The sequence below is a fragment of the Nocardia coffeae genome (assembly GCF_019890715.1).
Taxonomy (GTDB): domain Bacteria; phylum Actinomycetota; class Actinomycetes; order Mycobacteriales; family Mycobacteriaceae; genus Nocardia; species Nocardia jiangxiensis.
This window is the reverse complement of the sequence record NZ_JAINZY010000004.1, coordinates 80,173-93,896: the sequence shown is the minus strand read 5'-3', so window position 1 is coordinate 93,896 and position 13,724 is coordinate 80,173. Positions and strand designations below refer to the sequence as shown.

Here is a 13,724-nt window from a genome sequence, read left to right as displayed (position 1 = left end):
CCTCCTCAGCAGACAACAACCTCTCGATCCCGCACCGCGGCCGCCGAGCACCTCTGCAACCCTCGACGAATACCGTCAGGCCGGGATCAGGCTTCTCAGGCTAGGGGATCGTCAGCGATTCGCGAGCGAACTTCCCCGGACCGAGAACCGTATGTGACCATCGACCCTTGACAGGCGCGCCCATTCGTGACCTCCGACCGAGATGTTCCCGCCGGTCCGGAGACGCACGTCCGCCCACCTCGCGGCGCGGATCGCGCGGCGGGCGCAACGCCGCTGGTCGATTGATAGCCGGGCTCAGTGTTTTGTGACGACGTTCACCAGTCGTGGCGCACGAACGATCACCTTCGTCATCGAGCGACCGGCCAAGGCGGCGGTGACGGCGGCCAGGGCGAGGTCTCGCAGGCTCGTCTCATCGATGTCGGCGGGCACCTCCAGGCGGTCGCGCAGTTTGCCGTCGATCTGGACGATGCAGGTCGTGGTGTCGCGTTCGAGCAGCGCCGGATCGGCCGTCGGCCAGCCCGCGTCGGACACCGAGGGCCGATGACCGAGACGTTCCCAGGACTCCTCGGCAGTGAAGGGCGCGAAGCACGAGGACATCCGGACCAGCGCTTCGACGCCCTCGCGGACGACCGGATCGGCCGGTCCCGGGCCGGTGTCGACGGCCTTGCGCAGCAAATTGGTCAGCTGCATGAGCTGAGCGACGGCGACATTGAGACGTGTGGACTCCATCAGCGCGGTGGTCGCGGCGATCACCGCGTGCACGTCGCGCCGCAGCGCCACGCTCCGCACGCTGGGCTCGGATGTGCTTGTGCCGGAACCGATGTCGAGAGCCAGTCGCCACACGCGCGCGAGCCATTTGCGAGCACATAGTCCGAGGCGTAGACCGGAATCCGTTCGCCGTCGGCCGGATTGACCGCGTACCGCCCCAGGAACACACCCGTCTTGGTCCGATCCGTGGCCAATCGCTCGATATCGGTACTCGCCGACACCTGCCGGACGTAGGCGTCGAACGCCTCCCGGCACTCCGGTGCGCACAACCGCGCGGCCAGCGGCGCATCGAAGGCGATCACGAAAAATGTTGCACCGAAAAGCGTGTCGGGACGCGTGGTGAAGATGCGCACCGGCTCCGCGTGCCCCTCGACGGTTAAGTCGATGTGCGCACCCTCCGAACGCCCGATCCAATTGCGTTGCATGGTCAGGATTTCCGCGGGCCAGCCCGGTTCGAGCTGATCCATGTCGTCCAGCAGCCGCTGGGCGTAGTCGGTGATCCGGAAGAACCACTGAGTGAGGGCGCGTTTGATCACCTCGGTCCCGCATCGCTCGCAGCAGCCCCCGACGACCTGTTCATTGGCCAGGACGGTTCGGTCCTGCGGACACCAATTCACCATGGCGTCATCGCGATACGCCAGACCGCGTTCGTACAGCCGCAGGAACAACCACTGGTTCCAGCGGTAGTACTCCGGATCGCTGGTGTGCAGCCGAGTGCGCCAATCGAACGAAACTCCCAGTCGCCGAAAGGAATCCGCCTGAGTATCGATATTGGCATAGGTCCACTCGCGCGGATCCAGCCCCCGCGCGAGCGCGGCGTTCTCCGCAGGCAGTCCGAAGGAGTCCCAGCCGACCGGGAACAGCGTGTCGTAGCCCCGCATCCGGGAGAACCGCGCCATCGCGTCACTGATCGAGAACACCTCGCCGTGCCCCATGTGCAGATCGCCCGACGGGTAGGAGAACATGCTCACCACACTGCGCCGCGGCCGATCCGGCTCATCGGTGCGCCGATCCGCCGCGAAAGTGCCGAGTTCATCCCACACACCGAGCCATTTGTCGATCACGGCCTGCGGATCGTAGGTCTCGTCGCTGTTCGCGGATTCGAAGGTGTTCATCGCTCGGGCTCACTCCGCTCGGGAAGCACATCCGGGTGGGACCACCACTCGATCACGAACAGCGGCTGCGGCGCCACCGGATATCTCGTCACCGCGCGCGCCGCCCCGGCCGATCGAGGACGAGCAGTCACCGCTTCGGATGACGAAAACCGCTGGACCGGACACGTGCGCCGCATCCATCGTTACCGCGATCACACCCATACAGGAATGGCCGAGACACCGGCGGTGTTGTTCGGGCGACCGGATATCGACAATCGAGTCGCCGAATCGGAAGGAAATATGCTCCATGTCACAAGAATCGGCCGGTGAGCCCACGATCGATCTGGACGGATTGTTCACCGAGTTCGACGCGGGATCGCTGCGACTGCGGAACCGATTCGCGATGGCCCCGATGACGCGCGTGAAATCCCCTGGCGGCGTACCCAATTCGGAGAACATCGAGTACTACCGGGAGCATGCCGCCGGCGGCGTGGGGCTGATCATCACCGAGGGAACCTACGTTCGCGGCCCGGCGGCCGGACCGCTCTCGGGTGTTCCGCGGTTCTACGGCCAGGACAGTGCGGCCGGTTGGCGCGCGGTGGCCGAGGCGGTGCACGCCGAAGGTGCGGCCATCGTGCCGCAGCTGTGGCATACCGGCGTCGACCGAGGGAACGAGCCCGAATTCGAGCCGGAGACCCCGTCGGTGAGCCCGTCCGGAATCGATCACGCCGGAGCACCGGTGGGGCGGGCGCTGACCGCCGAGGACCTGGACACTCTCGTCGCCTCCTACGTGGAGTCCGCGGTGCTGGCCCGGCAGCTCGGCTTCGACGGTATCGAGATTCACGGTGCGCACGGTTATCTGCTCGACCAATTCTTCTGGGACGCAACCAATCACCGCACCGACGACTACGGTGTGACACCACGTCGCCGCGCGGCGCTCCCGGCCCGCGTGGTCGCGGCCGTGCGCGAGGCCGTCGGCCCCGACTTCCCGATCATCTACCGTTATTCACAGTGGAAGGGCGTCGATTACAAGGCCCGTATCGCCGCCACCCCCGGCGAGCTCGAGGAGTTGCTCACCCCGCTCGTCGACGCCGGAGTCGACATCTTCCACACCTCGTTGCGCCGGCACTGGTTGCCCGAATTCACCGAGTACGCAGAAGATCTGAGCCTTGCCGGATGGACCAAGAAGATCACCGGCCGACCGGTGATCACCGTAGGGTCCGTCGGTGTGGACAGCGTCTTCCGCGGTGATCGGATCGACGAGACCCAGGCCGATCGGTTCCGCTTCCTGAACGATCAATTCGACCGCGGGGAATTCGACGTCGTCGCGCTGGGCCGGGCCCTGCTCGCCGATCCGGAGTGGGTGAACAAGGTTCGCGACCAACGGCTTTCGGAGATCACGCCGTTCCGGTAGTTCGCGATGGCGATCTCAGCCGAGTACGCGGGCGCGTATCGAGGACGTCCACTCGACGTATTCGACGTTCGCGCCGTCGGGGTGATCGAGGTAGGCGAATCGGCCGGTCGGCCCCATATGGGGGCCGCCGGTGATTCGCGCGCCCGCAGCGGTCAGGCGGGCGAGCAGTTCGTCCAGGTCGTCGACGATCACCGGGCCGACGGTCGAGCGGTAGCGGTCCACGGCCTCGGGTGGTCCGGCGATGAGCAGGAAATCACCGATCGCGGCCAGTTCCGCCGCTTCGAACCCGACCCTGAGATCGGGCGGCGTGCCCACGATCTCCTGGTAGATCGGCAACGCGACGTCCAGATCGTCGACGAACAACCGGGCGTAGGTCTTGAGAATCCGCATGTGCGGGACGCTACGGCGGATCCGGTGACAGCGGCAGTACGCACTCGAAGGTGAGCGGTGAATCCTGACGACGAGCAGCAGCGCGCACGCGATATCGCGGTGCGGGTCTTCGCCGTGGTGTCGACCAAGTGGGGACTGCGGGTGCTGGAGGAGGTCGGCGACGGACGACATCGCTTCCGCGAACTGCACCGCGCGATCGAGGGCATCAGTTTCAAGATGCTCACCCAGACCCTGCGGGAACTCGAAAATCACGGGCTGATAAGTAGATTCGATCACCACACCGCCAACCCGCACGTCGACTACACGCTGACCGAGGCCGGAATCGGACTCGTGCAGACGGTGCACGGACTGTGCACCTGGTCGCGTACCCACCTGGAACGATTGCTGGATACCCCTGCGTATCAGTCTTATTCGTCTGGCTGACCACCGGTCAGGCGGTCCGGGTCGGGTGGAATGCGCTCGGCGGAGTACCGGTCTCGCGCTGGAACATGACCGAGAACGCGGCCGGGGTGTCGTACCCCAGATCGGCGGCAACGGCGGTGACCGAATCTCCCAGGGCGAGAGCGTGAATGGCATGCACCACACACGCACGCTGACGCCACCGCTGGAACGTCGATCCGGTCTCGGCGCGGAACAACCGATTGAAGGTCCGCGAGCTGACCCGTAATCGGCGAGCCCACTCCTGCGGCGTGGATCGAATCGTCGGCGCGGACCCGAACTCCTCGCAGAGTGCGCGCAGATCCGCACGCACCGGCAGGGTGAGTTCGAAGGGCAACGGAGTCAACGTCGCGAGCTCGTAGAGCAGCAGATCGATCAGCGAGCCGTCCCGGCCGCGCAGGTTGTACTCCGGCGGCAGATCCACTGCGGCGAAGATCAGCTCCCGCAACAGCGGCGAGACGTCCACCACCCGGCAGCGAGACGGAAACCACGGCGCCGCAGTGGGTTCCAGGTACAGACTGCGGGTGCTGACGCCCTCCATCAGTACCTCGTGGTCGACTCCCGGCGGGATCAGCACGGCGCGGTGAGTCGGCACCGTCCACGTTCCGTGGGTCGTATCGACACGCATGACGCCGCCGGCCGCGTACAGCACCTGCGCGCGGCGATGCCGGTGCGCGGCCAGCAGATGCCGCGGCGGATAGTCGGTGCCGATCGCCAGTACCGCGCGATCGATCCGATCGACCGCATCCACCGGTACGTTCCGCACGACGGTCAGGCTACTCGGGCTGGCGCATTCTCGAAAGAGACCGGCAGATCATCGAATGTGCGACGGCGCAGGTTCTCATAACGTAGCTTCGTGATGACATTCCTGCTGGTCCTGGTGCTGTGCGGCGCCCTGTCGGGGGTGACGACCGTGTTGTTCGGATTCGGCGGCGGATTCGTCACCGTCCCCGTGGTCTACGCGGTGTCGACCGCCACCGCCGGGACCGCGGCCATGCACGTGGCGGTCGCGACCTCGGCGGCGGTGATGCTGGTCAACGCCTCGGTCGCCACCTGGGCACATATCCGGTCGGGCGGATTACGCACCGAATATCTGCACCCGCTGGCGCTGTTCATCGCCGTCGGGGCCCTCGCCGGAGCGGCCGCGGCGACGGCCGTACCCGACCGGGCCCTGCATCTGCTGTTCTGCGCCTATCTGGTGGTCGCGATCGCCGATATCGTGCTGCGCAGCGGATTTCTCACCCGCACGGACTCCCGCACCACGCGACCTCGCCCGCCGGGAACCGCGACAGCGGTGGCCGGAGGCACCGGAATCGGCGCTGTCGCAGCATTTCTCGGCGTCGGCGGCAGCGTCGTCACCGTACCGCTGCTGCGCCGCAGGGGATTACCCATGACCGAAGCCGCCGCACTCGCGAATCCACTGAGCATCCCGGTGGCCGCCGTCGCAACGATCGTGTACTCCTTTGCCGCACACGGAAATCCCGGATACGGAACGATCGGATACGTCGATCCGGCAGCGGCCCTGGCGCTGCTCGCCGGAGCCCTGCCGACCATCGCACTGGTCAAGCGAACGCTGGTCCGCGTGCCCGATCGACTGCACGCCATCGCCTACCCGATATTCCTGACCATCGTGCTGATCGCCATGGCCGCAACGACTTTCACCTGATCACGGCAGGGCGGTCAGCCGAGTTCCCGGTGAGCGCACGACCCTGCCATAGCCATCCGTCGGCTCGGGGCCACGATCGACCCGCGACCGTTCGGCCGATGCCGCAGCTGCGCGATACTCGACACGCTGGATCCGGCCGATGGCAGTAGGCCGATCGGCGCGCGACCGGGATCAGCCCGCATCGTGCACGACAGCCGCCCGCGCGCCGTACAGCTCGCGGGCTCGCGCGGGCGTGATCGTCGCCGGGGTGACCGGTTCCCCGGCCCGCACATGCTGCTCGAGGATTCGCCCGGTCATCGGAGCGATGTACGGGGCGGCCGCGCGGAGTCCGTAGCCATCGGCTCGCGAGGACAGCCATACGGCGACCTTCGCGGGTAGTTCGACCGCGAGGTCCACCAGACCCGGACGGTCGAAGCGACCGAGGGTGCGCATCCACTTCGGCAAGGTGGCCACCGAGGCCAGCGACAGCAGTCGGCTTCCGACGGCGAAACCGACTCCGGCGCCGTTGCCGGGCGAGGTCCACAGCAGGTGGTGCATCCCCGCCTCGGCATGTTCGGAACTGCACAGCCGCGGACGCATCTGCTCGAAATAGTCCCGTACCTGCGCCCGCGATCGCGGCACGTCCTCCGGTTTGCAGGTCTGCAGTTCGGCCGCGATCACGCATTCGGCCCAGTACCGGTCCTCCTCCTCGGGCGACAGCGGCCCGGGGCCGAACATCTCGTAGGCCTTGAGCACCGAATGCCAGCCCGTGACATGGATCCACAGCTGGGTGTGCGGACTGTTCGCCGCATAACGCCGTCCACTGATCGGCTCGATGCCGGTCATCGCCGCGTGCACCTGCATCAGATGTTCCGAGGCCCGGATGGCGGTGCGGCCGTCACCGACGGCGACGAGCAGGAAATAGGCCAGGGTGTTGTCCAGCCGGGCCCGCGGACTGCTGTAGATACCCTGCGAATCGGCCACGGCCGCAGCGAGATACGGCTCGAAGTGCTCCAGCACCACGGCCCGCTGGAAGCCGATGAGCGCGGTCGGCGAGGTCCAGATCTTCCAGCTCGGCGAGCCGGGTCCGAAGAACCCGTAATCGTCGCGGCGAAGCGTGGTCGGATCGAAGCCCATCAGCTACTCCTTGTTCGCTGCCCACTCATGACGAGTGAATACAACACCACCGTAGCAATTGCCCGGATCGAATACAACGGTCCCGTAGCTTTTGCCGTGACACTATGAACCGGTGGAGGTGAGCGGGCTGTGACGACCGATCGTTCCGCGGCCGAGCGCCCGCGTCGCCGCTATGCGCCGCGGCTGCCGCCCGAGCAACGTCGCGCCCAACTGCTCGACGCCGCATTCACCGTGCTGGGCCGCGTCGAACTGCACGAACTGAGCATGGAGGCGGTGGCACAGGAGGCCGGTGTCGGCAAACCCGTGCTCTACACCGTGTTCTCCACCCGCGCGGAACTGGTCGCGGCGCTGCTCGAACGCGAACGCGAACGCAGCCTGGAGCAGGTCGCGGCCACCCTCCCGGCGGATCTGCTCGGATCCGATCCGGTGTCCGCCGCATCGGCCACGGTCGAGGCGTTCGTCGGTGTGGCACTGGAGAATCCGACCCGCTGGCGGCTGATCCTGGCCACGCCCGCCAGCGCACCCGACGAATATCGTGCGGCACTGCGCAATTCCCGCGCGGAGGTGATCGAACGGGCCGAGGCGCTGGTCCGGATGGGCACCGCGCTCGATCCGCGTTTGGCGGCAATGGATTCCGAACTGCTGGCCCGGGTGCTGCTGACCGTGGCCGAGACGCTGGGGCGGCTCGCGGTGAGCGATCCGGCCGAATATCCCCGCGAGCGGCTGGAGGAGTTCGTGCGCTCCATCGTGCATCTGCTGGCCGGGACGCCCGCGTGATGAGTTGGTTCGACGCGCCCCTGATACGGGACCGCGCGCCCGATCCGGACGGTTCGGGCGCGCGGGATGTTCCGTACTACCGGAAAATGTTGCGTATCAGCGCATCCGGCAGAAGCTGGAGTAGTGATCGCTGGTGTACCAGGCCGATCCGTCGTCACCGGTGACGATGCGGTCCGCATCGCGATTGTGACCGGGAACCTTGCGGTTCACGTCCCACTCCTTGTACTGGATGGCCTTGCCGCTGCCGTCGGCCTTGGGCAGATTTCCTTCGCGATCACTCCAGGTAGTGCCGCCCTTGGTGCCCGAGCCGTCGTTCGGCGGCCACTGTCCGGCGTCGATCAGTCCCAGGGTCTGCCGGGCCTGATCGGAGACCGTGCAGGCGATCAGGCGCAGGTCGGTGGCGTTCTGCGCGGCCACCGTGGCGGTGCCGATCGAGTTCGCCGCGCCCAGCCCGCCCAGTAATACCGACAACGCGACCAGGGTGGCCAGCGTCATGGCGGCGAGCATCGAGACCGGTCTGGTCCATGCTCTTTCCCGCGACAGGGTGTCCGGCGATATCGGATCGTTCGTCATCAAATACCTCGCAATGGTCGTCGATACACCGGCGCCGCTTCGACACCCCCGCGCCGAATGTACTGCCGTCACAACCCGGATCGCACGACACACAGCGAGCAACCGGCCAACATCAGATGACGAGTTCCCGTCACCGACTTCCCGCGAACCGTTCGCCCGGCTCGGCCACGCACCCGCAGAGTCCGGGTTGATCGGGGGCGTCGTGGGTTCCGATGAGCCGCACCGCGATGCGCCACGCCGCCACGAATGCCAGGAGATGGACGACATTGGTGACCACCTCGGTTCCGCCGAGCAGCGCCACCTGGTCGTGCGCGTACAACCACAGCGCGACAACCATTTCCAGGGTGGCCAGGCTCCACGGCAGCAGCGAGGCCAGACTGTAGGCGCGACGGCGCACCGAGCACTGTCGCCAGGTTCGCGGCTGTCCCCGCAGTCGCGCCACGGCCCAGCCCAGCGGCGCCCGGCCGATCAGGATCAGCACGAGTTGCACCGGCGACCAGAGCACCATCCACGCCAGGCGCGGCAGGAAGAAGTTCACCGCGTCGCCGCTGACCGTCGCGAACGTCACCTGCAGCAGCACACCCGCGATCACGGCGACGGTGGTGCGCGTCGGCCGACCGGTCAGCACCCGCCACACGCTCACCGCCACCGCGGCGATCAGTGCCGCGCAGGCCGCCGCGGTCAGCGATGTCGTGGTCGAGATCAACACGGTGAAGGTCAGCATCGGCGAGACGGACACCGCCCCGACAACGAGCCGTTCACGCAACGCGGGGGCCGCATCCGATGTGGTCGTCCGGTCTGCCACCGGTAGGCACCTCCTGGTCGGTGATCGTCTCGATCCAGCACACCAGGCCGAGCTGACCGCAGCGCCCCGGAAACCTGACCGGAACCTGACGATATGGAGTGATCAGCGACAGCGCGGGAAGGACGCGGTGAAGACGGCGCCGTTCTGCGACCGCACCGCGATCCGGCCGCCGTGCCCCTCGACGATCTCGCGCACGATACTCAACCCGAGCCCGGCCCCGCCGGTGCCCGAGCCGCGATAGAACCGCTCGAATACCTGCTCGATAGCCGAATCATCCAGTCCCGGACCGGAATCGGCGACGGTCAACGCCACCTCGCCCGCCTCGGTCACCGCGACGGTGACCGAAACCGATGCCTCGGGCGGCGTGTGCCGCAACGCGTTGGACAGCAGATTCTGCAACACCCGACGTAGCTGATCGATATCACCCGAGACGTAGACATGTTCGGGCACACTCGATTCCACGATCCGATCCGGATCGATGGCCCGCACGTCGGCGACCGCCTCCGCGGCCAGCACACCCAGATCCACCGGTTCCTCGCTCGCGGCATCGACGCGATCGAGCCGGGCCAATTGCAGCATCGCGGCCACCAGCCGATGCATCCGTGCGGCCTCGGCGTCGATCCGCGCGATCGCGTGATCCACGGCCGCACGGTCGGGCGCGAGGCCGTGTCCGCAGGTCTGCGCCCAGCCGCGAATGGTGGCCAGCGGCGTGCGCAGCTCGTGCGACGCGTCGGAGAGGAATCGGCGCAACCGCTCGTCGGCGCGTTCACGGGCCTCGAAGGCCCGGTTCAGCGCCAGACCCACCTCCCGCGCCTCGTCCTGCCGCTCCCCCACCGGCACCCGCCGATCCAGCTGACCGGCCGCGATCGCCGAGGCAGTGGTCGCCATATCCCGCAGTGGCCGCAGGCCCACCCGCAATACCGCCCGGCTCAGCAGCGCGATGCCACCCAGGACGAGCACCGTCGCGACGATCTCCACCCCGAGCAACCACGTCAGCACCCCGTCGTCGAAACGCAGGCTGCGCGCGACCACCACGCGGGCGACCGGCTCGGCGGGCGCGCCACGCGCGGACTGCACCGCGCGTCCCGGCGGCACGTCGAAGGCGAGCACGCGATAGCGCTGCGTGCGATTTCCGGCCGCGGCGGCCGGGATCGGACGCTGCGCGTACCCGGGCGCGACCACAGCGGGCAGAGCGGGCTTCGCGACATTCGAATTCACCCGCGCTCCAACAGATTCCGCCGTGACGCTGCCGTCACTCGACAGGAAGGCGACGTAGAACGCGTCCGGTTCGAGCTGCTGCACCGCGGTCAGCACATACGGCCCCGGGGCCGCGCGGATGGTGCGTTCGGCCTGGTACAGCGCGGAATCGGCATTGTGCCGGAAGTAGAACCACAGCGTGAGCACCGGGGCGGTATCCGCGACGAGCAGTCCGATGCCCGCGAGCAGCACGATCCCGACGCTCAGCCGCGAACGCATCGAACCCCGCCAGCCGGCGGCCATTCAGCGCACCCGCCCGCCCAGGCGGTAGCCGAATCCGCGCACGGTGTGGATCAGCGCGGAGGCATCGCGAGGCCCTGCGGGATCGATCTTGCCGCGCAACCGCGAGACCAGCTTTTCCACCACCTGATCGCGAAACCTGTACTCCCACACGTGATCCATGATCTGATCCTTGGACAGCACCCGCTCGGGATGGGTCAGCAGGTATTCGAGCAGCTTGTATTCGGTGGGCGTCAACGGAATTCGCCGTTCACCGCGACGGGCCTGCCGCCGGTGTTCGTCAAGGGCCAGGTCGGCGTAGCGCAGGGTCGCGGGCGGTTCGACCGGCGGTTCGGCGACGGTCCGGGCACGACGCAGCAGCGCGTGCACCCGGGCCAGCACCTCCGGCACGCTGAACGGTTTCACCAGATAGTCGTCGGCGCCCAGCGCCAGCCCGACGATCTTGTCCTCCACCGCGTCTCGCGCGGTGACCACCAGGATCGGCACGGTCCCGCCGTGCTCGCCCAGCGTCCGGCAGATGCTCAACCCGTCGACATCGGGCAGCGTCAGATCCAGTACGAGCAGATCCGGAGGCTCCTGCCCGCACAGCCGCAACGCCTCCGCGCCGCTCGGGGTCACGGACGTGTCGTAGCCGGCCAACCGCAGTGTCGTGGCCAGCAGCTCCGCCATCCCGGGATCGTCGTCGACGACGAGCAGTCGCTGGCCACTGCCACGAATCAGCGTCACATCGGAAGCTCCGGGATCCTGCGCCACCCCTCGATCATGCCCGTCGAGCATGAGAGAACTCTGTGTCCGGATCGCACCCTCTCGTGTCCGCAACACGGCACCACGGTGTTGCCCCTCACGCAGCGGCGAGGTGGCACAGTGGAGTGGGAGCGCAAGGCCATGACCACCGTGGAGGGCCCGATGGATCGAACCACCTGTCTCATCGCCGGTGGCGGCCCGGCGGGAATCGTGCTGGGGCTGCTACTGGCTCGCGCCGGGGTCGAGGTCACCGTATTGGAGAAGCATGCGGATTTCCTGCGCGATTTCCGCGGCGACACCGTCCATCCCACCACCCTGGACCTGCTCGACGAGCTCGGCCTCGGTGACCGCTTCGCGAAACTGCCGCAACGTCGGTTGACCTCGGTGCAGCTGCCGATCCGCGGCCGGATGTTCACCTTCGCCACCATGGACCGGCTGCCGGGCCCGCACCGGTACATCGCCATGGTGCCGCAGTGGGATCTGTTGAATCTCCTTGCCGCAGAGGCGGAGACGGAGCCGACGTTCCAGCTGCGCAGGAACACCGAGGCGACCGACGTGATCCGTGAGCACGGCCGGGTGGTCGGAGCGCGATATCGCACCCGCGAGGGCGAGACCGGTGAGATCCGGGCGGATCTCACCGTGGCATGCGACGGCCGGACCTCCGCGCTGCGGGCCGCAGCGGGTCTCGGATCACGCCGCTGGGCAACACCTTTCGACGTCTGGTGGTTCCGAATCCCGCGGCACGACAGCGATCCGGCCGGAGCCGTCGGATTCCTCACCCCGCAGCGCGTGGCACTGCTGTTCGACCGCGGCGACTACTGGCAGTGCGCGACGTTGATCGCCAAGGGCAGCGATCCCGCGCTGCGCGCCGGGCCCGTCTCGGAGATCATGCGCCCACTCACCGACATCGTGCCCTGGCTGTCCGACCGCGCCGAGATCCTGTCGAGCTGGGACGAGGTGAAACTGCTGGATGTCCAGCTCGATCACCTGGACCACTGGTACACCGACGGGCTGCTGTGCCTCGGCGACGCCGCGCACGCCATGTCCCCCGTCGGCGGCGTCGGCATCAACCTGGCCGTTCAGGATGCGGTAGCGGCCGCGAGAATCCTTGCCCCCAAACTCCTTTCCCGCACGCTGACCACCGCCGACCTGGCCCGCGTACAACGTCGCCGACGCCTCCCCACCGCCGTCACCCAGGGTCTGCAACGCTTCCTGCACGCCCGCGCCATAGCCCCCGCTCTCGGAGGCCGCCTCAACATCTCCGACAGCACCGAACCACCGCTGCCCCTGCGCCTGCTCCGCCGCACCCCCTTCCTCCGCGACCTCCCACCCCGCCTGGTGGCCCGAGGCGTCCGCCCCGAACACGCGCCCGATTTCGCCCGACGCCCGTCCTGATCGGCGCGGCGATTCAGAAGTCGTCGACGCATCCGCACGAGCCGCGGGTCCGCAGCCCGGCTTCCAGCGACACCACGCCGGGATCCGTTGTACCGCTGTCGATCTGATCCAAGAGCAGTCGTACCGCCAGTTCGCCCATGCGACGGGTGGGCTGGATCATGGTGGTCAGGCCGGGGCGGGTGTAGCGCGCGTATTCGATGCCGTCGAAGGCGACCACGGCAAGGTCGTCGGGGACGCGCAGTCCGGCGTCGTAGGCGGCGCGGAGCATACCCATCGCCTGTAGGTCACTGGTGACGAAAACCGCTGTGGGGCGGCGGGGTCCGGCCAGGAGTTCGGACAGGGCGCGATATCCGGCCGCACCGCCGAAATCCGTGCGCACGATGGGCCCTTCGGGTAATCCGGCGGCGGACAGCGCATTTCGAAATCCCTGAACTCGGTCCTCCGCGGTGGAGACGTGCGGGCCACTCAGACAGGCGATCTCGCGGTGCCCGTGCTCGATCAGATGGGTCACCGCGAGCTGCGCACCGCCCACCGAATCGCACATCACGTGGGTGAATCGGGCCGGGTCGATGATGCGGTCCACGGCCACCAGCGCCATCCCCGCCTCGGCGCACGCATCGCCGACGCCGGTCTCCCAGGATGACGAGATCGCCAGCAGCCCTTCGACTCTCCGATCGATGAAGGTGCGCACATAGGCTCGTTCGCGCTCGGAATCACCGGCGGCGTTGCCCACGAACAGCGGGTACCCGCGGGCGAAGGCCGCCGCCTCGATCACCGCGGACAGCTCGGAGAAGAACGGATTCGCACCGTCGGGGATCACCATGCCCAGCGCGTGTCCGCGATTCATCCGCAGGCTGCGCGCGGACATGTTGGGCCGGTAGCCCAAATCGGCGATGGCGGCCTCGATCCGCGCGCGGGTCGCCGGGGCGACCTGACGCGGCCCGTCGTTGAGCACATAGCTCACCAGCGCGGGCGAGGTACCGGCCAGCCGCGCTACATCCGCGCGTGTCACTGCCATGCAGATCTCTCCTCGTCCTCGATCACGGT

15 protein-coding genes are annotated in these 13,724 nt (G+C 67.7%); 5 read left to right on the top strand and 10 right to left on the bottom strand.

All coding sequences use genetic code 11. The features are described 5' to 3' along the window. Nucleotides 1–294: 294 nt before the first annotated feature. A complete protein-coding gene (locus tag K7711_RS17290; protein ID WP_222970466.1) occupies nt 295–780 on the bottom strand; it encodes a class I tRNA ligase family protein in 486 nt (161 codons plus the stop codon). Then, nucleotides 750–1,883 (bottom strand): class I tRNA ligase family protein, encoded by a 1,134-nt coding sequence (locus K7711_RS17285; RefSeq protein WP_222970465.1) that lies wholly within the window; start codon nt 1,881–1,883, stop codon nt 750–752. The genes K7711_RS17290 and K7711_RS17285 overlap by 31 nt, the downstream gene beginning before the upstream one ends. A gap of 286 nt (nt 1,884–2,169) precedes the next feature. Between K7711_RS17285 and K7711_RS17280 the strand changes: the two genes are divergently transcribed. Then, on the top strand, nt 2,170–3,276 hold the full coding sequence (locus K7711_RS17280) for an NADH:flavin oxidoreductase (protein ID WP_222970464.1): 1,107 nt from the start codon (nt 2,170–2,172) through the stop codon (nt 3,274–3,276). 15 nt (nt 3,277–3,291) lie between these two features. Here the strand turns inward: K7711_RS17280 and K7711_RS17275 are convergent, their stop codons facing one another. Beyond that, a complete protein-coding gene (locus tag K7711_RS17275; RefSeq protein ID WP_222970463.1) occupies nt 3,292–3,666 on the bottom strand; it encodes a VOC family protein in 375 nt (124 codons plus the stop codon). Between the two features lie 57 nt (nt 3,667–3,723). On the opposite strand from K7711_RS17275, the gene K7711_RS17270 reads away from it, so the two are divergent. Further along, on the top strand, nt 3,724–4,089 hold the full coding sequence (locus tag K7711_RS17270; protein WP_308014795.1) for a winged helix-turn-helix transcriptional regulator: 366 nt from the start codon (nt 3,724–3,726) through the stop codon (nt 4,087–4,089). A 7-nt stretch (nt 4,090–4,096) separates the two neighbouring features. Here the strand turns inward: K7711_RS17270 and K7711_RS17265 are convergent, their stop codons facing one another. Then, nucleotides 4,097–4,870, bottom strand: coding sequence for an AraC family transcriptional regulator (locus K7711_RS17265; protein ID WP_222970462.1), 774 nt, complete (start codon nt 4,868–4,870; stop codon nt 4,097–4,099). A 102-nt stretch (nt 4,871–4,972) separates the two neighbouring features. Between K7711_RS17265 and K7711_RS17260 the strand changes: the two genes are divergently transcribed. After that, entirely contained in the window at nt 4,973–5,770 is a 798-nt protein-coding gene (locus K7711_RS17260; protein WP_222970864.1) for a sulfite exporter TauE/SafE family protein, read from the top strand. A 171-nt stretch (nt 5,771–5,941) separates the two neighbouring features. Here K7711_RS17260 and K7711_RS17255 read toward each other — a convergent pair whose 3' ends face one another. Then, nucleotides 5,942–6,886: an oxygenase MpaB family protein gene (locus K7711_RS17255; protein WP_222970461.1), complete on the bottom strand. Its 945-nt coding sequence runs from the start codon at nt 6,884–6,886 to the stop codon at nt 5,942–5,944. Nucleotides 6,887–7,015: 129 nt separating this feature from the next. Between K7711_RS17255 and K7711_RS17250 the strand changes: the two genes are divergently transcribed. After that, nucleotides 7,016–7,663, top strand: a complete 648-nt coding sequence (locus tag K7711_RS17250; RefSeq protein ID WP_222970460.1) for a TetR/AcrR family transcriptional regulator — start codon at nt 7,016–7,018, stop codon at nt 7,661–7,663. Between the two features lie 96 nt (nt 7,664–7,759). On the opposite strand, the gene K7711_RS17245 is transcribed toward K7711_RS17250, so the two are convergent. The 4 genes from K7711_RS17245 to K7711_RS17230 form a co-directional block, all read right to left on the bottom strand. Next, complete coding sequence (locus tag K7711_RS17245; protein WP_222970459.1) at nt 7,760–8,236, bottom strand: guanyl-specific ribonuclease; 477 nt, start codon at nt 8,234–8,236, stop codon at nt 7,760–7,762. Nucleotides 8,237–8,366: 130 nt separating this feature from the next. Continuing rightward, on the bottom strand, nt 8,367–9,041 hold the full coding sequence (locus K7711_RS17240) for a DUF3159 domain-containing protein (protein WP_222970458.1): 675 nt from the start codon (nt 9,039–9,041) through the stop codon (nt 8,367–8,369). Between the two features lie 102 nt (nt 9,042–9,143). Beyond that, complete coding sequence (locus K7711_RS17235) at nt 9,144–10,541, bottom strand: sensor histidine kinase (RefSeq protein ID WP_222970457.1); 1,398 nt, start codon at nt 10,539–10,541, stop codon at nt 9,144–9,146. Continuing rightward, nucleotides 10,542–11,315 (bottom strand): response regulator transcription factor, encoded by a 774-nt coding sequence (locus K7711_RS17230; RefSeq protein ID WP_222970456.1) that lies wholly within the window; start codon nt 11,313–11,315, stop codon nt 10,542–10,544. Between the two features lie 129 nt (nt 11,316–11,444). Between K7711_RS17230 and K7711_RS17225 the strand changes: the two genes are divergently transcribed. Next, entirely contained in the window at nt 11,445–12,677 is a 1,233-nt protein-coding gene (locus tag K7711_RS17225) for an FAD-dependent oxidoreductase (protein ID WP_222970863.1), read from the top strand. 13 nt (nt 12,678–12,690) lie between these two features. Here K7711_RS17225 and K7711_RS17220 read toward each other — a convergent pair whose 3' ends face one another. Continuing rightward, nucleotides 12,691–13,695 carry a LacI family DNA-binding transcriptional regulator gene (locus tag K7711_RS17220; RefSeq protein ID WP_222970455.1) on the bottom strand — a complete coding sequence of 335 codons (1,005 nt, stop codon included), beginning with the start codon at nt 13,693–13,695 and terminating at the stop codon, nt 12,691–12,693. Nucleotides 13,696–13,724 lie beyond the last annotated feature (29 nt).